The 21,653-nt window shown below is 68.9% G+C and carries 22 protein-coding genes and 1 tRNA gene; 13 read left to right on the forward strand and 10 right to left on the reverse strand.

Annotated elements, in window-relative coordinates; all coding sequences use genetic code 11:
• The first annotated feature begins 92 nt into the window (after positions 1-92).
• From NJQ98_RS11345 to NJQ98_RS11370, 6 genes are all read left to right on the forward strand, one after another.
• Positions 93-167, forward strand: a tRNA-Arg gene (locus NJQ98_RS11345).
• 200 nt (positions 168-367) lie between these two features.
• Positions 368-583: a hypothetical protein gene (locus NJQ98_RS11350; protein WP_262178646.1), complete on the forward strand. Its 216-nt coding sequence runs from the start codon at positions 368-370 to the stop codon at positions 581-583.
• A 208-nt stretch (positions 584-791) separates the two neighbouring features.
• Complete coding sequence (locus NJQ98_RS11355) at positions 792-1,514, forward strand: profilin-fold protein (protein WP_262178647.1); 723 nt, start codon at positions 792-794, stop codon at positions 1,512-1,514.
• Between the two features lie 45 nt (positions 1,515-1,559).
• Positions 1,560-2,162 carry a class I SAM-dependent methyltransferase gene (locus tag NJQ98_RS11360; protein WP_262178649.1) on the forward strand — a complete coding sequence of 201 codons (603 nt, stop codon included), beginning with the start codon at positions 1,560-1,562 and terminating at the stop codon, positions 2,160-2,162.
• A gap of 104 nt (positions 2,163-2,266) precedes the next feature.
• A complete protein-coding gene (locus NJQ98_RS11365; RefSeq protein WP_262178651.1) occupies positions 2,267-3,148 on the forward strand; it encodes a universal stress protein in 882 nt (293 codons plus the stop codon).
• Positions 3,149-3,447: 299 nt separating this feature from the next.
• Positions 3,448-4,485, forward strand: a complete 1,038-nt coding sequence (locus NJQ98_RS11370; protein ID WP_262178653.1) for a DHH family phosphoesterase — start codon at positions 3,448-3,450, stop codon at positions 4,483-4,485.
• Between the two features lies 1 nt (position 4,486).
• Here NJQ98_RS11370 and NJQ98_RS11375 read toward each other — a convergent pair whose 3' ends face one another.
• Positions 4,487-6,409, reverse strand: a complete 1,923-nt coding sequence (locus NJQ98_RS11375; RefSeq protein WP_262178655.1) for a beta-CASP ribonuclease aCPSF1 — start codon at positions 6,407-6,409, stop codon at positions 4,487-4,489.
• A gap of 230 nt (positions 6,410-6,639) precedes the next feature.
• On the opposite strand from NJQ98_RS11375, the gene NJQ98_RS11380 reads away from it, so the two are divergent.
• A complete protein-coding gene (locus NJQ98_RS11380) occupies positions 6,640-6,813 on the forward strand; it encodes a DUF5786 family protein (protein ID WP_262178657.1) in 174 nt (57 codons plus the stop codon).
• Here the strand turns inward: NJQ98_RS11380 and NJQ98_RS11385 are convergent, their stop codons facing one another.
• The 3 genes from NJQ98_RS11385 to NJQ98_RS11395 all read right to left on the reverse strand — a co-directional run bounded on the left by NJQ98_RS11385 (position 6,814) and on the right by NJQ98_RS11395 (position 7,988).
• Entirely contained in the window at positions 6,814-7,152 is a 339-nt protein-coding gene (locus NJQ98_RS11385; protein WP_262178659.1) for a glutaredoxin family protein, read from the reverse strand. It lies immediately after the preceding gene.
• Positions 7,153-7,189: 37 nt separating this feature from the next.
• Positions 7,190-7,423, reverse strand: coding sequence for a BolA/IbaG family iron-sulfur metabolism protein (locus NJQ98_RS11390; RefSeq protein WP_262178660.1), 234 nt, complete (start codon positions 7,421-7,423; stop codon positions 7,190-7,192).
• Between the two features lie 154 nt (positions 7,424-7,577).
• On the reverse strand, positions 7,578-7,988 hold the full coding sequence (locus NJQ98_RS11395; RefSeq protein ID WP_262178662.1) for a CoA-binding protein: 411 nt from the start codon (positions 7,986-7,988) through the stop codon (positions 7,578-7,580).
• Positions 7,989-8,319: 331 nt separating this feature from the next.
• Here NJQ98_RS11395 and NJQ98_RS11400 point away from each other — a divergent pair, with 331 nt between their 5' ends.
• Both NJQ98_RS11400 and NJQ98_RS11405 read left to right on the forward strand, forming a co-directional pair.
• Entirely contained in the window at positions 8,320-8,496 is a 177-nt protein-coding gene (locus NJQ98_RS11400; protein ID WP_262178664.1) for a DUF7331 family protein, read from the forward strand.
• A gap of 73 nt (positions 8,497-8,569) precedes the next feature.
• Complete coding sequence (locus NJQ98_RS11405) at positions 8,570-11,404, forward strand: DEAD/DEAH box helicase (protein ID WP_262178666.1); 2,835 nt, start codon at positions 8,570-8,572, stop codon at positions 11,402-11,404.
• Between the two features lie 86 nt (positions 11,405-11,490).
• On the opposite strand, the gene NJQ98_RS11410 is transcribed toward NJQ98_RS11405, so the two are convergent.
• Positions 11,491-12,132, reverse strand: a complete 642-nt coding sequence (locus NJQ98_RS11410) for a zinc ribbon domain-containing protein (protein WP_262178668.1) — start codon at positions 12,130-12,132, stop codon at positions 11,491-11,493.
• Positions 12,133-12,229: 97 nt separating this feature from the next.
• Here NJQ98_RS11410 and NJQ98_RS11415 point away from each other — a divergent pair, with 97 nt between their 5' ends.
• From NJQ98_RS11415 to NJQ98_RS11430, 4 genes are read left to right on the forward strand one after another with little or no spacing between them, the layout of a single operon-like run.
• Positions 12,230-13,303: a Brp/Blh family beta-carotene 15,15'-dioxygenase gene (locus NJQ98_RS11415; protein ID WP_262178670.1), complete on the forward strand. Its 1,074-nt coding sequence runs from the start codon at positions 12,230-12,232 to the stop codon at positions 13,301-13,303.
• Positions 13,304-13,333: 30 nt separating this feature from the next.
• Positions 13,334-14,857, forward strand: a complete 1,524-nt coding sequence (locus tag NJQ98_RS11420; RefSeq protein ID WP_262178672.1) for a phytoene desaturase family protein — start codon at positions 13,334-13,336, stop codon at positions 14,855-14,857.
• Between the two features lie 45 nt (positions 14,858-14,902).
• Positions 14,903-16,657 (forward strand): MutS-related protein, encoded by a 1,755-nt coding sequence (locus NJQ98_RS11425; protein WP_262178674.1) that lies wholly within the window; start codon positions 14,903-14,905, stop codon positions 16,655-16,657.
• Between the two features lie 49 nt (positions 16,658-16,706).
• Entirely contained in the window at positions 16,707-17,003 is a 297-nt protein-coding gene (locus NJQ98_RS11430; protein ID WP_262178676.1) for a DUF6199 family natural product biosynthesis protein, read from the forward strand.
• A gap of 9 nt (positions 17,004-17,012) precedes the next feature.
• On the opposite strand, the gene NJQ98_RS11435 is transcribed toward NJQ98_RS11430, so the two are convergent.
• From NJQ98_RS11435 to NJQ98_RS11455, 5 genes are all read right to left on the reverse strand, one after another.
• The gene (locus tag NJQ98_RS11435; RefSeq protein ID WP_262178678.1) at positions 17,013-17,351 is read right to left on the reverse strand and encodes a hypothetical protein; all 339 of its coding nucleotides are present in this window, start codon (positions 17,349-17,351) and stop codon (positions 17,013-17,015) included.
• 144 nt (positions 17,352-17,495) lie between these two features.
• Complete coding sequence (locus tag NJQ98_RS11440; RefSeq protein WP_262178680.1) at positions 17,496-17,645, reverse strand: hypothetical protein; 150 nt, start codon at positions 17,643-17,645, stop codon at positions 17,496-17,498.
• A 134-nt stretch (positions 17,646-17,779) separates the two neighbouring features.
• A complete protein-coding gene (locus tag NJQ98_RS11445; protein WP_262178682.1) occupies positions 17,780-18,973 on the reverse strand; it encodes a zinc ribbon domain-containing protein in 1,194 nt (397 codons plus the stop codon).
• Between the two features lie 39 nt (positions 18,974-19,012).
• Positions 19,013-20,248: a double zinc ribbon and FHA domain-containing protein gene (locus NJQ98_RS11450; protein ID WP_262178683.1), complete on the reverse strand. Its 1,236-nt coding sequence runs from the start codon at positions 20,246-20,248 to the stop codon at positions 19,013-19,015.
• A gap of 48 nt (positions 20,249-20,296) precedes the next feature.
• The gene (locus tag NJQ98_RS11455) at positions 20,297-21,652 is read right to left on the reverse strand and encodes a PP2C family protein-serine/threonine phosphatase (RefSeq protein ID WP_262178685.1); all 1,356 of its coding nucleotides are present in this window, start codon (positions 21,650-21,652) and stop codon (positions 20,297-20,299) included.
• Position 21,653 lies beyond the last annotated feature (1 nt).

Below are 21,653 nucleotides of genomic sequence, written 5' to 3' on the forward strand. Positions count from 1 at the left end.
TCCCGTGTCAGATTCCCCACAGTGTGTCGGACCCACATCGCCGGGGCGAATCGGTTGGTTTAAACCGGACCGTCGGTCTATTGTTGTACACAGGGCGCTTAGCTCAGCCTGGACAGAGTGCTTGGCTTCGGACCAAACCGTCGGGGGTTCAAATCCCTCAGCGCCCGTGATTCTGCGAGCGCCAGAGATGACGAGACGTTCGTCAGTACGAACGAGACAGGCCCCGTTGTCCTCGAACGAATTAACCCATCCTTCGGTCAGTTTGTGACCGATTTTCTACCCCTTCGATGAAGATCTCGTGGACGGTTACCGCGGGCTCATCCCAGTCGACGCTAACTTTTTGCCCTCCCCATCCGTTCTCAGGCACATGAACGACGAACTCCCCGCGGAACTCAACCCGGAGGACCTTCCGGACGACCCGGACGTGCTGAAGGGACTGGTCTGTGACCTCTACACGACGGTGGTAGCCTCGGACGAACTCCTCAAAGCCATGGACAACCCCGCGACAGACGGCGCGGACCTCGGGTGGCTCACCGAACACCTCGAAGACCCCAGCCCGGCCGACCGCGAACCCCGAGAGTAGCCATCGGAGCCGCGGGAGTCGGCACGGCCCGCCTCGGGCCAGCCCGCTCGTGTGACCCCCGGCGGTTGTCGATTCTGACGGCTGGACGTTCTGAGCCGGTCGGCACTGCGGACGCTGACAGTTCGGGACAGTTGGCGGTAACAGCGCCCGTGACTTCGCCAAGAGCCACAGCCCCCACAGTTATCTCCGTCGGGGCACTGGAGCAGATGTGACAGAGTGGCCACCGGCAGACCCCGCCGACGCATCGGCGGTCGCAGACCGTCGCGACGAGATAGTCGCTGCGGTGCGGGACCACGCGGGACAGATAGCCTACCAGCTGGCCCGACTTCAGGGGGGCGACTACGGCTCGGCGACCATCGAGACCGACCGGGCCGAGTGGACCGTCAAGTACGAGGGCGGGGACCTGGAGTATCTCCGCTACGACCCGGGCCGTGGCGACGAGGTGTACGTCATCTCGACCAAGCAACCCCCCGAGCCCGGGGCACTGGCCGACGCGCTCAGGGACTACGACGCCTTCGTCGCCGGCTTCGAGGACTTCGTCGCGACACACGAGGGCGTCCTCGACGACGTGGCGACGGACTTTCCCGAGGTGGCGACCACCGACGGCGTCGTCGCCGAGCGCGACCGCGTGCTGGACCGGATACGCGAGGTCTGTGACCGCATCGCCGGACAGCTCCACCGCTACGAGGGCGGGGACTACGGGACGTTCACCGAGCGGGTCGACGGGACCCGCTGGGAACTGAAGTGGGACCGAGACGGGGCGTCCTACCTCCGGGTCGGCGGCACCGGCGGGCTCTACCTCCTCTCGCAGTACGAGCCGCCGTCGGCGGCCGATATCCGCGAGTACGCGCCGCTGTTTTCGGCCTTCGTCGAGGCGTACAACGACTACGTCGACACGCTTGAGTCGGACCTGGAGACGGTCGAGCTGTAACGCTCGTGTCGGTACACCTATACGCCCCGAGTCCCCTCACCGAACGTGGATTCTAATGACGTCCGTGAGGCGTGGGCCGACCGGTCCGGCGAGTACTCGCCGACGTACTACGCCCACTACGGCCCGGACGAGACGAGCGAGCTAGTACGGGCGAAAATCGGGACACACTGCGGTACGGACCCACGCGTGCTTGAGGTCGGCTGTGGCGTCGGCCGCCACCTCGCAGCGCTGGCCGAGGCCGGGTTCACCGACCTGGCCGGCGTCGACGTCAACGCCGACGCCCTCGACGTATTGGACGAGACGTACCCCGAACTCGCGGCCGAGGGGGAGTTCCACGCGGTCACCATCGAGGCGTACCTGGACGACGTCGAGACGGACGCCTTCGACGCCGCCTTCTCCGTCGAGACACTCCAGCACATCCATCCCGACGAGACCTGGGTGTTCGAGGAGCTGGCCCGCGTCACGAGCGACCTGCTCATCACCGTCGAGAACGAGAGCGGCGAGTACGGCACGGCCAACCACGTCGACGACCAGCTGCCGCTGTACTACCGGGACTGGCGGGCAGTGTTTACCGACCTCGGGTTCGACGAGGTGGAGTCCGCCGAGCGGAAACGCGACACGGTGCGGGTCTTCCGGGCTGTGGACTGACGCCGCGCCCCCGACTGCTGGCGTCCTGGGCTAACAGCCTGAGGCCGGTGTCGACGCCGTCGGGACAGCCACAACTATGGGTCAAGCGGTCCAATCGCCCGACAATGTACGACAACATTCTCGTGCCCGTCGACGAGAGCGCGCACGCCGAACGCGGGGTCGACCACGCGGTGCTACTCGCCGAGGCGTTCGACGCGACAGTCCACCTGCTCACGGTCGTCGACGTCAAGGCGGCCGCGGGCCCGTTCTCGGCGGGCGGCATCGACGGGGACTACGTCGAGCGACAGATGGCCGACCAGCGGGAGGCGCTGGCGGAGCGCGAGGCCAACATGGACGTGCCCGTCGAGACGTCGGTCGGGACGGGCACCCCGTCGGAGGGGATACTCGAATACGTCGAGGACAACCATATCGACCTCGTGGTAATGGGGACCCACGGCCGGAGCGGGCTGCGTCGCTATCTCACCGGGAGCGTGGCCGAGCGTGTGTTGCGGCTGTCGCCGGTCCCCGTGGTGACGGTGCGGGCGACGGCGGCCAGCGCGGTAGGCAGTGGTTACGGGGACATACTCGTGCCGACGGACGGGAGCGAGCGGGCGGCGGCCGCGGTGGCACACGCGGTCTCGGTGGCCGACGCCTTCGGGAGCACGATACACGCCGTCAGCGTCGTCAACGTCGGCGACATCGCTACCGGGACCGACATCGCCGTCCCGCAGGACTTGCTCACCGAGCTCGAAGGCGCCGCGACGGACGCCACCGAGGCCGTCGCACGCGAGGCCGAGGCCGCGGGTGTCGACGCCGTGACCGAGGTCCGTACGGGCCGGCCCAAAGAGGACCTGCTGGAGTACGCCACGGACCACGATATCGACCTCGTGGTGATGGGGACCCGCGGCCGGACCGGACTGGACAGGGTCCTGCTCGGGAGCACCGCGGAAGCGCTCGTCAGACGCTCCGAGGTCCCGGTGCTGACGGTAAACGAGCAGCGCGACTGACACCGCCCCGGCTCAGCGCCCCCTGTCCGGGCCGGCTATCGGTGTGTTCCGAACGACTCCCTCGACGTGTCGTGTCCCCGTCACGGCGGGAGCAGTCCGGACGCACGTTTTGGTACGCCTGTCGAACCGGCGGTCGTGGCCGGTATCGCGACGCTGGAAGCGGTAAGCCGCGCCTGGTCCGGAGGGCAACAGCGCGTCGGCGCGCTCACGGAGACCGGGTTTATTATGTCCGAGTCCCAACCTTTTCGCGTGGCACAGGCAGTCCCCGGCCGCGAGCCAGCTGTCGGCCACCCCCGCAGATGACTCCCGACACGGAACTCTCGGTGAGCGGTCCACAGCGGCTCTGGGACCTACTGGACGACAGCGAGACGCTCACTGTCGTCTGTCACGACAACCCGGACCCGGACTGCCTGGCCAGCGCCGTCGGCCTGGGCACCATCGCCGCCGCCGCTGGCATCGACGAGCGACACATCCTCTACAGCGGGGAGATATCACACCAGCAGAACCGCGCACTCGTGAACTTGCTCGACATCGAGCTGGAGCCGTTCCGCATCGACATGGTCCGGAACCGACCGCCCGACGGGTTGCTCGCTCTCGTGGACCACTCGATAGCCGGCGAGAACAACCGGATTCCGTCCGACACGGATATCGACATCGTTATCGACCACCACCCGGTCGAGGATGTCTCCGCCAGGTTCGTCGACAGTCAGGAGACTGTCGGGGCGACCGCGACGATTCTGACCGAGTACGTCCGGGCGCTTCCGATGGAGCCGAGCCCCCGCGTCGCCACCGCCCTCCTCTTTGCCATCCGCCGGGAGACGCTCGACTTCCTGCGCGGGGTCACTTCCAGGGAGTACGAGGCCGCCGCCTACCTCCACGAGTACTGCGAGATGGGGCTGGTCCGCCAGCTGTCCAACCCCGCCGTCAGCAGCGCGACCGTCGACACCATCAGCCACGCCATCGAGAACCGGCGGGTCACGGGGTCGGTGCTCATCTCCCAGGTCGGTCGGACCAGCGAGCGCGACGCGCTCCCACAGGCGGCCGACTACCTGATGAACCTGGAGGGCATCGAGACGGCCATCGTCTTCGGGCTCGTCGAGAACACGATTCAGATAAGCGCACGGTCGACCGACTCGCGGGTGCATATGGGCGCTGTCCTCCACGACGCCTTCGACGACGTCGGCAGCGCCGGCGGGCACCGGGAGATGGCCGGCGGGACCGTGGGGCTGGGTATCTTCTCGGGGTACACCACCGACGACAAACAGCTGATGGGCATCGTCGATCAGGTCATCAGCGCCCGGCTCCGGAAGGCGCTCAACATCGACGACGAGACGTGAATCAGACGAAGCGGAACGTCTCGAGGTTCTTCGGGTTGAACGTCCGCATGTTGAACTTCTGGTACAGCGCCGAGGAGAGCTGATTGGTCGAGCTCTCGTCGCCGTGGACACAGAGGACCTTCTCGGGACGCGGGTGCATCGTCTCGACGAACGTCTCCAGGCCCTGGCGGTCGGCGTGGCCGGAGAAGCCGTCGACCGTCTCGATGTCCATGTTCAGGCTCACGCGCTCGGCGCGCGGCCCGCTCTTGTCGGACATCGTGATCTCGTCCTGGCCGCGCTGAATCTGCCGGCCCAGCGTCCCCTCGGCCTGGTAGCCGACGAACACCATCGTGTTGTCCGGGTCCGCGCCCAGCAGGCGGAGCCAGGACATGACGGGCCCGCCGGTGACCATCCCCGAGGTGGTGAGGATGATGGCCGGCTCGTCGTCGACGATGTCCTGTCGCATGTCGTCGCCGCCGTCGACCTGCTGGAACTGGTCGGCGAGGAAGGGGTTGTCGTCCTGATAGAGGATTCGGTCACGCAGGCTCTCGCGGAGGTACTCCGGATAGGCGGTGTGGATGGCCGTCGCCTCCCGTATCATCCCGTCCAGATACACCGGCATCGTCGGGATGTCGCCCGACGACATCGCCTCCTCCAGGACGAGCATGAGCTCCTGCGAGCGCCCGACGGCGAAGGCGGGAATCAGAATCTTCCCCTCCTTCTCGTAGGCCTCGTTGATGACGCGTTTGAGCACGCGCTCGGAGTCCTCCTGGTCGGTCTGGTAGTCGTCTTTCCCGCCGTAGGTCGATTCGAGGATGAGCGTCTCCACGCGGGGGAAGTCGTTGACCGCGCCGTCGAGCAAGCGCGTGTCCGTGTAGTGGATGTCCCCGGAGAAGGCGACGTTGTACCGCCCCTCGCCGATGTGGAAGTGACACACCGCGGAACCGAGGATGTGCCCGGCGTTGTGCATCGTGAGCTTGATGTCGGGCGCGATGTCGGTGACGTTGCCGAACTCCAGCGGAATCGTGTGTTTCAGCGCGTCCCGGACCTGCTGGCTCTCGTAGGGCGGGGCCCGCCCCTCCTTCGCGGCCACGTCCAGGTAGTCCAGTTGGAGCAGCCCCATCATGTCCCGCGTCGGCGCGGTAGTGTATATCGGGCCGTCGTAGCCGTACTTGAACAGGATTGGGATGAGCGCCGAGTGGTCCAGGTGGGCGTGTGTCAGAACGACGGCGTCGATGGAGTTGGGGCCCGCCGCGAGCGCTTCGGGCACCTGGAGGTAGGGGACCTCGCCCTCGGCGCCGGGCTTGTCGCCGCAGTCGATGAGGATGCGCGACTCGGGCGTCGAGAGGATGAAGGAGGCGCGGCCGACCTCGCGACAGCAGCCAAGCGTCGTCAGACGGACCCAGTCGTCGTCGGCAGTCTCGGGCCGGTTTATCTGGCGGCCGACCCGCTCCAGGATGTCCCGGCGCTCGTTGCGCTCCTGTTTCAGGAAGTTGCGGACGTTCGAGACGGTGTTTGACTCCATCGGCGGCGTCCGGACCACTTCGGGGGTCCAGCCGACGTTTGCGGATATCTGGTCCAGCGTCTCGCCGTGGCGACCGATGACACGGCCGGGTTTCTCGGCCTCGATGAACACCTCGCCGGTGTCGCCGTCGAAGTCCAGGTTCTGGACGCCGGCGTCCTCGGGGATGGTGCTCTCGATGACGCTCTCGGCCTCGGCTTGGGGGACCAGGGCGTCCTGCGTCGGGCGGACGTTGATGCGCTTTCGCAGCGTCTGTGCCAGGTTCCGGACGATACCGTCACGGGTAGCGACCTCCTTGGCCTCGGGCGTGTAGATAACCAGCTCCGGCCCCTCGAAGGAGACAGATGCGATTGTGATGTCGTCGGGCGTCTCCGCCTCGACCTGTGCTTTGATCTTCTCTAAGGTCTCGTCTGCAGTACTCATGAATGTGGGAAAGCGACGGTTGGGAGATTCGGCCGCTCGAAGACGAACGGCTATCGAATGTCGGTACCTAGCCGAAAGACAACCACAGATAAGAAACTTCCCCTCCCGGGGAGGGATGCTGTCACTCACTGTCACGCCGCGAACGGCGCAGTTGCCGAGCCACGCGATACCACGCCGCGAAAGCCGTGACTACCGAGTCACTTTAGTGACTGTCGCTACGTCTATTACACATGGGTTTTGGTAGCTACGACGAGTCCGAGCAGAAGGACCAAGACGTGGACGCGGACGACAGCGAGGGCGTCGCCGTCCACGAGAACGAACACGACGGGGACGTCTCCTTCGAAGTCGAGGGGTCGACAAGCGACCTCGTCGACAAACTCGGCGATATGCGGGACGAGGAGTAGTTACGCGTTCAGCGTCTCGGCGAGGTCGCCGCTGTCGTCGAGCTGTTCTAAGATGTCGCTGCCGCCGACGAACTCGCCGTCGACGAACGTCTGGGGAACGGTCTCGCGCCCGCTGTACTCCGAGAGGGCCTCCCGGTAGGCCTCCGTGGCCGTCAGGACGTTCACCGTCGCTACGTCGTCACGATACTGCCCGATGAGCCCCAGCGCCTTCCGCGAGTAGCCACACTGGGGCATCATCTCGGTGCCTTTCATGAACAGCGCGACGTCGTTGTTCTCGATTGTCTCTTCGACGTTCGCCTGGGCCTCTTCGGGCGAGAGCGTCTCGGGTTCGAAGCTCATGGACTCCCTTAAGCGTCGGCAGGGAAATGCGTACCGCTCACTCCGGCGTGTCGGTGGTCAGTTCGATGGCGTGGATGTCCCTGGTGAGGTGGTCCCCGAGCGCGTCGTGAACGAGCTGGTGCTGGTCGACGAGGGACTTCCCGTCGAAGGCCGGCGAGACCACGTCGACCGCGTAGTGCTTGTCGTCGTCGGGGTCGCGCGGCGTGGTCACCGTCGCCGTCGCCTCGGGAATCTCCCGCTCGATGATGGCCGCGACTTCGTCTGCGTTCATATCCGTGGGGAGGCCGCCAGCGAGGAAAACAGTTGGGCTCTCCGCCCGCGGAGAGTCGGCCGCCTGCGGGGTAGACAGTCGTCACCGCCCTGTGCCATCTAAACGGGGAGTCTACGCGTAGACGAGGGACTGAACCGGTCGCCCCGCCGGTGTCTCACCCGAGCAGTGACTGATGGGTCGGTTTCATACACCGGTCCTGGACGACGCGTCGGCCGGCCGCCTCGGCGCGGGCCACCGCCTCGTCGTCGTGGATACCCAACTGGAGCCAGATGACGGCGTCGTCGTCCCTGGCGAGGGCGTCGTCGACGATGCCGGCGACTTCCTCGCTCGGTCTGAAGACGTCGACGATGTCCACCTCGCCGGGGACGTCGGCCAGGCTGTCGTAACACTCCCGGCCGAATATCTCGTCGGCGTAGGGGTTGACGGGGACGACGTCGTACCCGTGGTCGAGGAGGTACTTCGGTATCTCGTGGGCGTCCTTCCCGGGGGTCGCCGAGCAGCCGACGACGGCGACGCGGTCCAGCGCGAGTATCTCCCTGAGGTCCCGTTCGTCAGTGACTGGCATACCGTGTTTTGTCCGCGGCCGAGGAAAGTCATTTCGCTTGCGGGGACCGGCCTGTCGAGCGACCTGACGGGCGCCGTACAGCGTCGGGGCGGATGACGGTCCATCCGGCGCTCAGGCGAACGAGCCGGCAAGTATGACGGACATACTCCCGCCAGTCAGGCCACCGGTCGCCGAGACCCCGGACGCCGCCCCCTCCCGACGCGAACCCGTGCGGAGCAACGGCGTTTACCAAGGGTAATATCCCCCTACGTTGACCGGTCAGGCAGGTAACAGTACCGTTACCGCGGAGCTATACAGTCCCGTCGGTTACCTAGCCACAGACAGATACACCATGGACACCACAACGAGCGAGCCGGCGGACGACCAGTCGATAAGGACCCCCGAACGAGACGACTACGACCGGTACAGCCACATTACGACCGAGACGGCCGAGATTATCTACGACACCCAGCACGACACCGCCTGGATTCAGGCCACCGGGTCGGTGCGCCTCGAAGAGTGGCGGTAGGGCGGACGCATTCGGACGGCCACCACCAGCCGACACAGTGTACTTAACCCGCTGTAGCGGTTACGAGGGGGCGATGAGTGATGGGGCGATGGAGGGGCGAGACGCCTTCACCGAGCTCGGTGCGGAGGTGAGAGCGGCGCTCTCAGAGCGGGGCTTTTCGACGCCGACCGAGCCACAGCGGAAGGCCGTGCCGACCCTCGCCCGCGGCCGGGACGCCCTCGTCGTGGCGCCCACCGGGACCGGCAAGACCGAAACGGCGATGTTACCGGTACTCGACGCGCTGACCCAGGCCGACGACCGCTTCGGCATCGGTGCGCTGTACGTCACGCCGTTGCGGGCCCTGAACCGCGACATGCGCGAGCGCCTGGAGTGGTGGGGCGAGACCCTCGGCCTCGACGTCGACGTGCGCCACGGCGACACGACGGACTACCAGCGGAGCAAACAGGCCGACGACCCGCCGGACGTGCTGGTCACCACGCCCGAGACGCTGCAGGCGATGCTGACGGGGTCGAAGCTCCGCGTGGCGCTGGAAGACGTCGACCACGTCGTCGTCGACGAGGTCCACGAACTCGCCGCCGCCAAGCGGGGCGCCCAGCTGACGGTCGGGCTCGAACGCCTGCGGGAAGTCGCCGGGGAGTTCCAGCGCATCGGGCTGTCGGCGACCGTGGGCGACCCCGACGCTGTCGGGGAGTTCCTCACCGGCGGGCGGCCCTGTTCGATTGTCGAGGTGGACATCGGGAGCCGCCTCGACCTCTCCGTGGTCCGCCCGCAGGTCACCGACCGCGACGAACGGCTCTCCAGCGAACTCGTCACGGACGCCGAGACCGCGAGCCACGTCCGCTTCATCGACGACCTGATTACCGACCACAGCTCCGTACTGGTGTTTGTCAACACGCGGCAGACAGCGGAGGCGCTGGGCTCGCGGTTCAAGGAGCTGGGTACGAACCTCGGCATCCACCACGGCTCGCTCTCGAAGGAGGCCCGAATCGAGGTCGAGGCGGCGTTCAAGGCCGGTGAGCTGGACGCCCTGCTCTGTACCTCCTCGATGGAGCTCGGCATCGACGTGGGACGGGTCGACCACGTCGTCCAGTACGGCAGCCCGCGGCAGGTCTCCAGGCTCGTCCAGCGCGTGGGCCGTGCCGGCCACCGCCGCGACCAGGTGTCGTCGGGGACCGTCGTCACGACCCACGCCGACGACACGCTCGAAGCGATGGCCATCGCCCGGCAGGCCCGCGCGGGCGAGGTCGAACCCGCGGGCATCCACGACGGGAGCCTGGACACCGTCGCCAACCAGATAGCGGGGCTGGTGATGGACACGGGCGAGGTTCGCGCGATGCGGGCCTACGAAATCATCACGCGGGCCGCCCCGTTCCGGGACCTCGTCGAGGACCAGTTCAAGGCCGTCGTCCGGGAACTCGCCCAGAGCAACGTCGTCTGGCTCGACGAGGACCGCGACACCCTGGAGAAACGCCGGGGCACCTGGCAGTACTTCTACCAGAACCTCTCGATGATTCCCGACGAGGCGACCTACGACGTCGAGGACGTGGCCTCGGGCCAGCAGGTCGGGACCCTGGACGAGCGCTTCGTCGTCAACTTCGCCACGCCGGGGGAGGTGTTCGTCCAGCGCGGGGAGATGTGGCGTATCACGACCATCGACGAGGAGGAGGAGACCGTCACCGTCTCGCCCATCGAGGACCCCGCCGGCGAGGTCCCCTCCTGGACCGGCTCCGAGATTCCGGTGCCGAAAGCCGTCGCACAGGAGGTCGGCGAACTGCGGCGGGTCGCGGGGAGCCAGCTACAGGACGGCGCGCCCGTGGAGTCGGTCGCGAGCCACGTCGCCGCCCGCTACGACGCCGACCCCGACACCGTCGCGGACGGGCTCTCGCAACTCGACGGCCACGAGGGGCCGATTCCGGACGAGGACACCGTCCTCGTCGAGTTCCACGGCCGCGAGGTCGTGGTCAACGCCTGCCAGGGCCACAAGGTGAACGAGACGCTCGGCCGGGTGCTTTCGGCGCTGCTGGGCCAGCAGTCGGGCTCGTCGGTCGCGATGGAAGTCGACCCCTACCGCATCGAACTGGAGATACCGCGGGGGATTACCGCCGGCGACGTCGTCGGCGTGCTGGAGGAGACCGACCCCGACCACCTGCCCGCGCTGGTCGAGTTGAGCCTGAAAAACGCCGACGCCCTGAAGTTCAAGCTCGCGCAGGTCGCGACGAAGTTCGGCTCGCTGAAGCGGTGGCGCGGCCGCGGCTCGACGGACTTCGGCCGCGACCGACTGCTCGCGGCGCTGGAAGACACCCCGATGTACGAGGAGGCCCTACGGGAGGTCCGCCACGAGGACCTCGCCGTCGGGGAGACGGCCGACCTGCTCGGGGCCCTCCAGTCCGGCCGGGTCGCGCTGGAGACGGTGAGCGAACACACGCCCGTCGGGACCGGCGGGCGCTCCTCGGGCCGGGAGCTGCTCTCGCCGGAGAACGCCGACGCGTCGGTCATCCAGACGGTAAAAGAGCGCATTCAGAGCGACCGCGTCATCCTCCTGTGTCTGCACTGCAAGCAGTGGGACCGCAAGCAGCAGGTCGGGCGCGTGCGCGACCAGCCCGAGTGCCCCGAGTGTGGCTCGACCCGCGTCGCCGCGCTGAACCCCTGGGCCGACGAGGTGGTCAAAGCGGTTCGGGCCGACCAGAAGGACGACGAGCAGGAGAAGATGACCGAGCGGGCCTACCAGTCGGGGTCGCTCGTCCAGACCCACGGCAAGCAGGCCGTCGTCGCGCTCGCGGCCCGCGGCGTCGGCCCGCACAACGCCGCCCGAATCATCAACCGCCTGCGCGAGGACGAAGACGAGTTCTACCGGGACATCCTCAGGCAGGAGCGCGAGTACGCGCGGACACAGTCGTTCTGGGACTGAGTCGAGCCTGTGGCTCGACGAAGGTCGACAGTCGACCGGAGGGAGTCTGTCGGGATTGAGTGGGTCCGCGAAAGACGCGCAGCGTCTCAGCCGTCGTCAGCGTCGTCCTCGGTCTCGATGCCCGCACGCTCGTGGAGCGGGCCCGGCTCCCCGCGGGCCTGTCTGGCCGCCCGGCCGGCGACGCGGCGAGCCAGCAGGAGCGCGAGCATCGCCGGGAGCGCCAGCGCCCCGACGACGAGTCCGGCGTCGCCAGTGACCACCGACGACCCCGCTGACACCGCGTCGTATCCGATGGCGAGGACCACGGCGCCGACGCCGCCGACGACGAGATAGAGCCCGCGGGAGAGCACCGCGCTCGGGTTCGGGAGCCGCGAGAGCGCCGCCGCGGGCAGGAGCCAGCCGGCCAGTCCCAGCCCGACCAGAACCGCGAGCGGGAGCTCGCCGACGGCGATGATGGCGGCGTAGACGACCAGCGGGGCGACGGCGATGCCCAGCGCCAGCCCGGTCAGCACGACCGCCCAGCGCGGCGCCGTATTCACCTCCGAGTCGAAGGCCGCGGCCATCCGCTCGTCGAGCAGCTCGGCCACCTCGTCGGGGACCAACTGCTCGCCGCAGTCGGGACAGGCCGGGGTCGCCCGCTCCATGTCGGCGCCACAGGCCGGACAGACCAGCTCACCGGGCTCGCCGCCCAGCGGCCCGCCGCTATCCGTCCCCTGTCCCTCGTCCATGCGTCGCCGTAGCCGTGCCAGGGGCTTGAGTGGTCCGGCTGTGGTACCAATCGATTTGGGTTTCCGTTTGATGCCCGTGTAGCACCACGTTCCGTATATGGCCTACACACGGCGCTTCGGGCGTGGCGGCCTGGCCGCTGACGGGGCCGGCGGCACGCCTCTGACGGTGTCCCGCGTCGCGCTGCTGGTGTTGATAGCCGGGTTCGGAGCCGGCAGAGTGGCCGGGCTGGAGGTGTCGCTGCGCGTCCAGGCCGGCGTCTACCTCCTCGGGATGGTCGCGATGAACCTCCCTCACGGGGGGTACGAGCACTTCGAGAACCTCAGGCGGCGGGCCGCGACGTTCCAGGGCGGGTACGTCGGCGCGTACCTGCTCTCGGTCGCCCTGTTCGTCGGGCTCCTGGTCCTGGCTCCGGTCGCCGGCCTGGCGCTCGCGGTGAGCGTCGCGATGGCGAAGGGCGGTCTGGGCGGCCTGAAGGTCATGGACGCGCTGCCGGGCACCGACCACCTCCGAACGAGACCACAGCGGTGGCTCGCCGCCGCGGTCCGCGGTGGCGCGGTGATGGTCGTCCCCATGGTGTTCTGGCCCGACGTGTTCTACGCCTTCAGCACCATCATGGTGAGCATCTTCGAGCCCGGCGCGCTCTCCGGTGTCGCCGGGGACTTCGGTGCGCGACGGGTCGCGCTGGGGGCCGGCTACGGCGCCCTGCTCGCCACACACCTCGGGCTGGGCTACTGGCGGTCGGCGGGGACCGGCTCCTTTCTCGCCGACGCCGCCGAGACGCTCCTGCTCGTGGCGTACTTCGCGCTCGTCCCCGTCGTCATCGCCGTCGGGCTGTACTTCCCGCTGTGGTACTCGGCCAGGCAGGTCGCCCGAACGACGGCCGTCGACGACGAGCCCGCGGACGCCGGCGGCGGCTGGCTCGACTTCCTCGATGCCGACGAGCCGCGGCTGGTCGCGCTGGGCGCGTGGGGCGTCCTCATCGCCGGCAGCATCGCCACGTTCGGGCTGGCTGCCCTCGTGTGGACCATCGCCCCGCAGCCGCTGGGCGGCGCCGGCCCGCTCCCCGGACTGGTGGCGTTCTGGAGCATCTTCGTGAGCATCATCGCACTGCCACACGTCATCGTGGGCGGGCTGGCGGACCGCGAGCGCGGCATCTGGTACGTCCCCTGAACGGCAAGCGAGACGGCGCGACGATTCACAATGATTGACGACACACCGCTTACCGACGAGACCGTGACAGTCGTCGGCGGCGGCGTCGGCGGGCTCTCCGCGGCCTGTACGCTCGCCGACGCCGGCGCGGACGTGACCGTCCTCGAGCGGACCGACTCGCTCGGCGGCGTCACCAACAGACTGGAGCTCGGCGAGTTCACCTTCGACACCGGGCCGTCGTGGTATCTGATGCCCGACACCTTCGAGCGCTTTTTCGAGCACTTCGGCCGGTCGGTGGAGGACTACTACGAACTCACCCGACTCGACCCGCAGTACCGCGTCTTCTACAAGGACGGCGACCGGCTCGACGTCGAGCCCGACCTCGACCGGATTCGGGCCGTCTTCGAGTCCTACGAGGACGGGGCCGCCGAGGCCCTCGACGACTACCTCGCCGAGGCGGAACGCACCTACGAAATCGGGATGGACCGGTTCGTCTACGAGGACCGCGCGCGGTTCCGCGACCTGGTCGACCCGAGTCTCCTCAGGGCCGCCCCGGCGCTGACCCACCTCGGGTCGATGCAGAGCTACGTCGCCGACCACTTCGACGAGCCGAAGCTCCAGCAGCTCCTGCAGTACACGCTGGTCTTTCTCGGCGGCTCGCCCCGGAACACGCCGTCGCTGTACAACCTGATGACGCACGTGGATTTCGAGCTTGGCGTCTACTACCCCGAGGGCGGCATGTACAGCCTCGTCGAGGCGCTTGTCGCCCTGGGTCGGGGGCTGGGCGTGAGCTACCGGACCGGGACGGACGTGACCGGACTCGACCCCGTCGAGGGCGGCCTGCGCGTGACGACGCGCGGCGACAGCCACGTCGCCGACAGCGTCGTCGCGAACGCGAACCCGGCCCACGTCGAGCGGGACCTGCTCGACCCCGGCCAGCACGACCGCGACCCCGGCTACTGGGCCGACCAGACCTACGGCCCGTCCGCGTTCCTGCTGTACCTCGGCGTCGAGGGGGAGGTCGACCCGCTCGCCCACCACAGCCTCGTGTTCCCGACCGACTGGGACCCTCACTTCGAGCGCATCTTCGAAGCCCCCGACTGGCCCGAGAACCCGGCGTACTACCTCTCCGTGGCGTCGCGGACCGACGACAGCGCCGCCCCCGACGGCCACCACGCCGTCGTCGTCCTCGTCCCGGTCGCGCCCGGGCTCGACGACGGCCCGGAGCGCCGCGCGGCGGTCCGGGACCGGATACTCGACGACCTCGCCGAGAACGCGGGGGTCGACCTGCGGGACCGCATCGTCGCCGAGGAGTCGGCCTGCGTCTCCGACTTCGCCGACCGGTACCGGACGCCCGGCGGCACCGCGCTCGGGCTGGCACACACCCTCGACCAGACCGGGCCGCTGCGCCCCGCTCACCACGCGCCGGGAGTCGAGGGGCTCTACTACGCCGGCGCGTTCACGTCGCCGGGGGTCGGCCTGCCGATGGCCCTGATAAGCGGCGAACACGCCGCGGAGGCCCTGGCCCGCGACGCGGAGGGGTCGCGGCTCGACGGCCTGGTTCCGAACCTCTGAGCCGCGGTGAGAACAACTAAACCGGGGCCGCCCGTCGGCTCGCGCATGCGACTGGAGGAGTACTGGGGCATCGGCCCGAAGACGTCCGAGCTACTGACCGAGGAACTGGGCGTGGAGCGGGCCATCGAGGCCATCGAATCGGCGGACACGCGGACGCTCACCGCGGCCGGGCTCTCGCGGGGCCGGGCGACGCGCATCCTCCGCCGGGCGACCGCCGCCGAGTCGATGGACCTGCTGGCGACCCGGGACACCCGGGACGTGTACAAGGAACTGCTGGACCTCGCCGAGGAGTACGCCGTCACCGACGACGCGGCCGACCGCGTCCGCGTGCTGACGCCGCTTCCGACCCGCGAGCGCATGGAGTCGCGGCTGGACGACGTGCTGGCCGCCAGGGACACGTGGGCCGGACTCGCCGACAGCGACCAGCGGGCGATACTGTCGGCCTTTTCGGACCACGACGCGGGCGGCGAGCGGGCGGCCGTCGAGACGGCGCTGGCCCTGCAGGCCACCGGCGTGGATTCGGGCGTCTTCGAGCGAGTGGCGGCGCTGGACGCCGACGCGCTCGACGACGCTCGGGCCGCGCTGGCCGGCCTCGGCGGCGACGGGGACCGCGTGGGCGAGGGCGCCGACGAGGAGCTGGACCGGCTTCGGGACCACCACGGGCAGGTCGAAGACCTCGCGGCGTCCGCGCCCGACGTGGTCGAGGCAATCAAGGAAACCGCCCGCCGGCCCGACGAGTTCCAGGACGCGCTGGTCCGTCACGTCACCGGCGAGACGGGCATCGAGGCCGCCCGCGTCCGCGACGCGATGCCGGAGGGCGCGACCGACGCGCGGGACTTCGTCGACGCCGCGCTCCGGGAGCTCCGGCGGTCGCTGGGAGCCGCCGTCGAGGAACGGGAGGAAACGGTGGCCGAAAAGCTGAGCGAGGCCCTCGAAGCGGCCCGGCCGACCATCGACGAGGCCGTCTCGGCCGTCGGCGACCTCGCGCTCTCGGTGTCGCTGGCCCGCTTCGCGCTGGCGTACGACCTCCGCCGACCGACCTTCGTCGACCGCGACACCGTCGCCGTCAGGCGGGCGCGCAACCTCGCGCTGTCCGACGCCGACGGCGTCCAGCCGGTGACCTACGCCGTCGGCGACCACACCCTCGACGTAGAGCGGGCCAACGCCCCGCCCACCGGCGACCGCGTGGCGGTGCTGACCGGCGCGAACTCCGGCGGGAAGACCACCCTGCTGGAGACGCTGTGTCAGGTGCAGTTGCTCGCACAGATGGGGCTGCCCGTCCCCGCCGAGGCGGCGGAGGTCGGCGTCGTCGACACCGTCGTCTTCCACCGCCGGCACGCCTCGTTCAACGCGGGCGTGCTGGAGTCGACGCTGCGCTCGGTGGTCCCGCCGCTGTCGGGCGACGACCGGACGCTGATGCTGGTCGACGAGTTCGAGGCCATCACGGAGCCGGGGTCGGCCGCGAACCTGCTGCACGGGCTCGTGACGCTGACCGTCGAGCGGGGCGCGCTGGGCGTGTTCGTCACGCACCTCGCGGCCGACCTCGAACCGCTGCCCGAGGTCGCTCGAACGGACGGCATCTTCGCCGAGGGGCTGGACCCGGAGCTGGAGTTGCGCGTCGACTACCAGCCCAGGTTTGGCACCGTCGGCAAGTCCACCCCGGAGTTCATCGTCTCCCGGCTGGTCGCCAACGCCGGCGACCCGATCGAACGGAGCAGTTTCGAGACGCTGGCCCAGGCCGTCGGCGAGGAGGCCGTCCAGCGGACCCTCTCGGACGCGATGTGGACCGACGACGCCTGAGACGCCGTGAGCCAAGGGTTCAGGTAGGTGGGGAACGAACGTCGAACTGATGATACAGCGCTTTCTCCCGCTCGGCTACGCGTGGATGGTCGTACACGGCCTGCTCGCCGTCTTCCTCCCGAAACAGGCCATCAAACTGAACGGCAAGCTCCTCCTGCGGGGCTACGACAACCCCGGCGACCTCGAACCGAAAGAGTGGTACGTCCGCTCGACCCGCATCTCCGGGCTCGGGATGCTCGTCACCGGCGTCACGGGACTGCTGGCCGGCCAGCTCGCCGAGGAAGACGACGAGCCGGAGGAGCTGTCGGACGGTTCGGACGACGAGCCCGTCGAACTCGACATCTGAGCGCCGCGACTACTCCTCGACGAGGTCGACCCGTTCGACCTCGATGACCTGCGTGATGCCGAACCCGTCCACGAGCTGTGCCGCGACCGCCGACCGGAGGGCGGGGTCCGTCGGGTCGGCGTCGGCCTCCATCGGCACCTCGACGACTACCGTGGCGTCGCTGTCGACACGGATGTCCGTGTGGCCCGGGCGCACGCTCGTCACCCGGTCGACGGTCACCGCCGAAACGGCGTCGACGGCATCGAGCACGCCGGCGACGCCGCTGGTGAGGTCTTCGGTCCCGCCGCGGGGGACCCGCAGCGAGATATCGACCGATGCCTCGACGGTGGTAGTCGCATGGAGCGACATAGGTCGACGGCCGGAGTCGAACCGGTCCAGAGGAGCCCGCCAGCCGGGCCCGCCGGCGCGCTGGCCACTGAGGAGTGGATGACCAGCGAGAACGAATCCTCGCCGCAGTGGGCGTCGGACGACGCCGTCCCACGGGTCGGCACGTCACCGGGCGGGCGGGAACTGACGGATGAGAGCGGCGCCGGCCCGACCCGCAGAAGCGTCCCCGCCGAGGCCGGTCGTGCAACCGGCCTCGAGGACCACCTGCTCGGCGCAGGCGGCGGGCACGTGGTGGGTCGGAGTGGCGTTGACCATCTGAGTCACCGCGTCAGCGCTCCTGACGTGTCCAATTCTTCACGTGGGCATATATTAAGTATATTGCATATTCGGTATCGAATACCACACGCTCGTCGTCCGATTCGGGGGCGACGGACCGCGGCGGCTGTCGGTCAGCGCCGGACGCGCTCGCCGCAGTTCGGGCAGAAAGTCACCGATTCGCGCGGAATCTCCTCGCCGCACTCGCCGCACTCGTCGTCGGACCCGGTCGCCCCGTCGGGCGAGAAGATGGCGGTGTCGTCGACCCAGCCGTCGTCGTCCTCGTCGGCGTCGGTCGCGACGGTCGTCATCGCGTCCTCGTCGTCCGGAATCGGCTCCTCGGCCGTGAACACGCGAGTGTGTGAACGGTCGTCGGACTCCTCGGTCGTCACCGCGGACTCGTCCGTGTCCGCGGCATCCGCGGTCCGTTCGTCAGTAGCAGGTTCGGATGACGGCTCCGTCGTCGCCTGTTGGGAGTCATCGTTAGCGGACGGCGTCGGCGGTCCGGGCCGGGAGCTGTCGGCGACCGGCGGCATGATGGGATAACGCTGCTCGGCCCGCTTTGTCGGGTTCGACAGCGGCGCCCGCGACCGGACCCGGGCAGCGACGACCGTCTGGACCACGAGATACAGCCCCGAGAGCAGCGCCGGCACGGCGACCAGAACGCCCAGGGCCGTCCCCGAGCCGACGCCCGCGGCGCCCAGCGCCGTCTCGACCACCGAGGCGACACCCGCACCGGCGACCCGCTCGCCGACCGTGCCCGGTAGCCGCGGCGCGTGGACGAGCCATGCGGCCGCCAGCGCCAGTCCGCTCACCGCGGCCATCGCGGTAAACAACGGTTTCGGGGAGAAGCTGTAGACGCGACGGCCGAACGCTATCGTCCGGACCAGCAGGTGGACGCCCGCGAGGGCCATGACGGCGAGGACGGGCGGTCGCGGGCCGGCGACGAGCGCGGTGACGGTCGCTGCCAGCATGAGAACGCCGGACGGCGCCGGCAGGACTCCGGGGTGGTCGATGCGGTACTGGTCCACCAGATTGCCGCTCACGTTCGAGAGCTGTCGGTCGAGCAGCCACGCGGCGACCATCGCGGGCGCGACCAGCCACGCGACCGCCGCGAAGGCGACCAGGCCGGTCACCGTTAGGGGACCGACGGCCGTGAGGCTCCTCGCGGCGAGTCCGGGCACGAACGAATCGAACGCGAGTCCGGTCGCTACCACCCACGCCCCAAAGACAAGATAGCCGGCGAGACCGCCGACGACGAGCCACCACTCGGTAGCGAGCACAGCGACGGAACGGCGGAGTTCCACGGCAGGGGGGCGGTCCGTCATTACATTGGTGTTCCGGTGTGGGAGCTTAATTCGTGTGGCTCAGGGCGCCCCGACGGTCACCGAGGCGACGCCCGAGAGCTCGATTTCGTCGCCCGGTGCGACCGGCTCGCGGTCGCCCTTCTGGAGCGTCTTCCCGTTGAGCTGGGTCGGGTTGTCGCCCAGGTCAAGCAGATAGAAGCTCTCGCCCTCGCGGACGAACCGCACGTGTTCGCGGTGGATACGGACGGCCTCGTCGTCCGGACGCCCGGCCTCGGTGAGCGCGGCGCGTATCTCGCGGCCGACCGTGTCGCCGTCGTCGACGTGTATCTCCCGCCCCTCAATCTCCAGGACGAGCGAGTCGGGAACCGCCACCGGCCCGTCGTCGCTGGTGGCTTCGAGCGCGTCGATGGCGTCGTCGTGTTCGTCGGCGTCGCCCCCGCGGTGGGCGTCGAGGTCCTCGCCGCAGTTCACACAGAAGTTGTCCTCGGGCTCGACGTCGGTCCCGCAGCCGGGGCAGGCGTCGAGTTCGTCGGCGTCGCCCGGCGAGACGTTCGAGACGTCCGACCCGCACTCGGCACAGAAGTTTGCCTCGGCGTCGAGTTCGGCCCCGCAGTCCGGACAGTCGATGGTGTCGGCCTCGTCGGTCGCCTTCTCGGCGCTGTCGTCGACCGTCTCGTCCGCGTCGACCGCTTCGGCCACGTCGTCCCCGTCGGCTGCCTCGGCCGCGTCTTCCGCTTCGACCGTCTCATCCGCGTCTTCCGCTTCGACCGCCTCGGCCGCGTCGTCCGCCACAGCGTCAGATTCGGTAGCTTCAGTCGTGTCGGCCACGTCGCCCGCGTCGGCGCCCTCGACCCCGTCGGATTCGGCTGCGTCAGTCGTATCGTCTCCGTCGTCACCCTCCTCGAATTCCCCCTCGACGGTTTCGTCGGCCGCGTCGTCAGTTGTCGCCGCGACACCGTCGGCCCCCTCGGCTTCAACCCCTACATCGTCGACCCCGCCGTCGTCCTCGTCGGTCGCCAGCGCTACGTCGTCGACCCCGCCGTCGTCGGCCTCGTCGTCCGACGCCTCGAAGAGATCGACGGACTCGGTGTCTTCGTCCGCCTCGTCCGCTTCGGGGGAGACGAGGTCGTCGTCCGATTCACCGGCCGCGTCTGTTGTCCCTGCTTCGGTGCTCTCTTCGGTGTACTGCCACTCACCGCACTCCGTGTTCGTACACCAGCCGCCCGCGACCGTAGGGTCGAATTCGTCCCCACAGATAGGACACTCGACTGATTGTGTGGTGCTCGCGTCTGACATTGTCCTTCGTGAGCGGCTTTTGCGGGGAGAAATAAAACGTTTCCCCCGCTAGTCCTCAGTGATAATGACGGTGTCCCGTTCTGATAAATCAACGTCAGGATCGGCCGCACGAACCGGTATGCCGCCGCTCGGGGTCGACGGCAGCGTCCCGTCCTCGAACAGCAACACTGAGATGTTGTCCTTTCCCCCGCGCTCGTTCGCGAGCGTGACGTACTCGGCGGCCGCGTCGTCCAGCGAGTCCGCCGAGAGTAACACGTCGCGTATCTCCTCGTCCGTGACGACCGCGTCGCGGACGGTCTCGGCCATCTCGGCCGACCGGTCGGCCTCGAGGTACTCCTCGTAGAGCTCGGGCGCGTCGGTCTGGGCATCGATGAGCCCGTCGCTCGTGGCCAGCACGGTGTCCTCGGCGAACAGCCGGACCGAGCGGGTGTCGACCTCGACCATCGCGCGGTCGGGGTCCTCGTGGCCCGACCCGCCGAGCGCCCGGGTTATCTGGTTTCCGTCCGGATGGACGTGGGCCTCGACGTCGTCTATCTCACCCTGGTCGGCCCACTCCTCGACGACGGCGTGGTCCTTGGTGAGCCGGACGATTTCCTCGCGTGCGTCGTTGACGAGGTACGCGCGGCTGTCGCCGACCCATCCCAGGTGCAGCTGGCCGTCGGCGTAGACGCCGGCGACGACCGTCGTGTAGGACTTGGTGCCCGAGTCGTCGGCGTAGCGGATGATCTCCCGGTGGGCCTTGATGATGGCGTTCTCCAGCCCGGTCTGGATGTCCTCGGGGCCGAGCGGCTCGGGAAGCACGTCCGGGCTGATGTCGATATCGAACTCCTCGGGGTGGCTGCGCACGGCGTTGATGGCCACCGGCGCGAGGTTCTCCGCGACGACCGTCGTCGCGATGTAGGAGGCGGCGTCGCCCGCGTCGTGACCGCCCGCGCCGTCGGCCAGCACGAACACGCCCGCCGAGCGGTTGGCCGGCAGCTCCGCCGCCCCGTCGGTGGCTTCCCGGTCATCCTCGGCTGTCTCGTCTGGCTCGGAGCCTCCTCCGCCGGCGTCGTCCGGCTCCACCGATGGCTCCGCGGTCTCGGCGGCCTCGTCGTCGTCCGCCTCGGCCCGGTCGATGGCGGCCGCCACGGCCGCCGGTTCCGCCCCCGCCGCGTCGTCGGTCTCCGCCGGCGCCTCCGACGTTGGTCCGTCTGCATCCGTCTCCTCGTCCGACGCTGGTCCGTCCGCGTCCCCCTCCTCGTCCGCCGACTCGTCCGTGCGCCTGCGGATTCTGGGCGGTCTCGTCTTCCCCAGATAGCCGTCCCGATGTCCCTGTTCGAAGACCGTCACCGAGAGGCTGTCCTCGTTGATTCCCTGTCCGCGCTTCCGGTCGCCGATGTCGTAATTCGTGGTGTATCGCATG

This window comes from Haloarcula laminariae, assembly GCF_025457605.1.
GTDB lineage: Archaea > Halobacteriota > Halobacteria > Halobacteriales > Haloarculaceae > Haloarcula > Haloarcula laminariae.

Bases quoted from the DNA above. Each gene is read 5' to 3' on its own strand.
- NJQ98_RS11350 (WP_262178646.1), top strand. From the start codon at position 368: ATGAACGACGAACTCCCCGCGGAACTCAACCCGGAGGACCTTCCGGAC.
- NJQ98_RS11365 (WP_262178651.1), top strand. From the start codon at position 2,267: ATGTACGACAACATTCTCGTGCCCGTCGACGAGAGCGCGCACGCCGAA.
- NJQ98_RS11370 (WP_262178653.1), top strand. From the start codon at position 3,448: ATGACTCCCGACACGGAACTCTCGGTGAGCGGTCCACAGCGGCTCTGG.
- NJQ98_RS11375 (WP_262178655.1), bottom strand. From the start codon at position 6,409: ATGAGTACTGCAGACGAGACCTTAGAGAAGATCAAAGCACAGGTCGAG.
- NJQ98_RS11380 (WP_262178657.1), top strand. From the start codon at position 6,640: ATGGGTTTTGGTAGCTACGACGAGTCCGAGCAGAAGGACCAAGACGTG.
- NJQ98_RS11385 (WP_262178659.1), bottom strand. From the start codon at position 7,152: ATGAGCTTCGAACCCGAGACGCTCTCGCCCGAAGAGGCCCAGGCGAAC.
- NJQ98_RS11390 (WP_262178660.1), bottom strand. From the start codon at position 7,423: ATGAACGCAGACGAAGTCGCGGCCATCATCGAGCGGGAGATTCCCGAG.
- NJQ98_RS11395 (WP_262178662.1), bottom strand. From the start codon at position 7,988: ATGCCAGTCACTGACGAACGGGACCTCAGGGAGATACTCGCGCTGGAC.
- NJQ98_RS11400 (WP_262178664.1), top strand. From the start codon at position 8,320: ATGGACACCACAACGAGCGAGCCGGCGGACGACCAGTCGATAAGGACC.
- NJQ98_RS11405 (WP_262178666.1), top strand. From the start codon at position 8,570: ATGAGTGATGGGGCGATGGAGGGGCGAGACGCCTTCACCGAGCTCGGT.
- NJQ98_RS11410 (WP_262178668.1), bottom strand. From the start codon at position 12,132: ATGGACGAGGGACAGGGGACGGATAGCGGCGGGCCGCTGGGCGGCGAG.
- NJQ98_RS11415 (WP_262178670.1), top strand. From the start codon at position 12,230: ATGGCCTACACACGGCGCTTCGGGCGTGGCGGCCTGGCCGCTGACGGG.
- NJQ98_RS11420 (WP_262178672.1), top strand. From the start codon at position 13,334: ATGATTGACGACACACCGCTTACCGACGAGACCGTGACAGTCGTCGGC.
- NJQ98_RS11425 (WP_262178674.1), top strand. From the start codon at position 14,903: ATGCGACTGGAGGAGTACTGGGGCATCGGCCCGAAGACGTCCGAGCTA.
- NJQ98_RS11430 (WP_262178676.1), top strand. From the start codon at position 16,707: ATGATACAGCGCTTTCTCCCGCTCGGCTACGCGTGGATGGTCGTACAC.
- NJQ98_RS11435 (WP_262178678.1), bottom strand. From the start codon at position 17,351: ATGTCGCTCCATGCGACTACCACCGTCGAGGCATCGGTCGATATCTCG.
- NJQ98_RS11440 (WP_262178680.1), bottom strand. From the start codon at position 17,645: ATGGTCAACGCCACTCCGACCCACCACGTGCCCGCCGCCTGCGCCGAG.
- NJQ98_RS11445 (WP_262178682.1), bottom strand. From the start codon at position 18,973: ATGACGGACCGCCCCCCTGCCGTGGAACTCCGCCGTTCCGTCGCTGTG.
- NJQ98_RS11450 (WP_262178683.1), bottom strand. From the start codon at position 20,248: ATGTCAGACGCGAGCACCACACAATCAGTCGAGTGTCCTATCTGTGGG.
- NJQ98_RS11455 (WP_262178685.1), bottom strand. From the start codon at position 21,652: ATGCGATACACCACGAATTACGACATCGGCGACCGGAAGCGCGGACAG.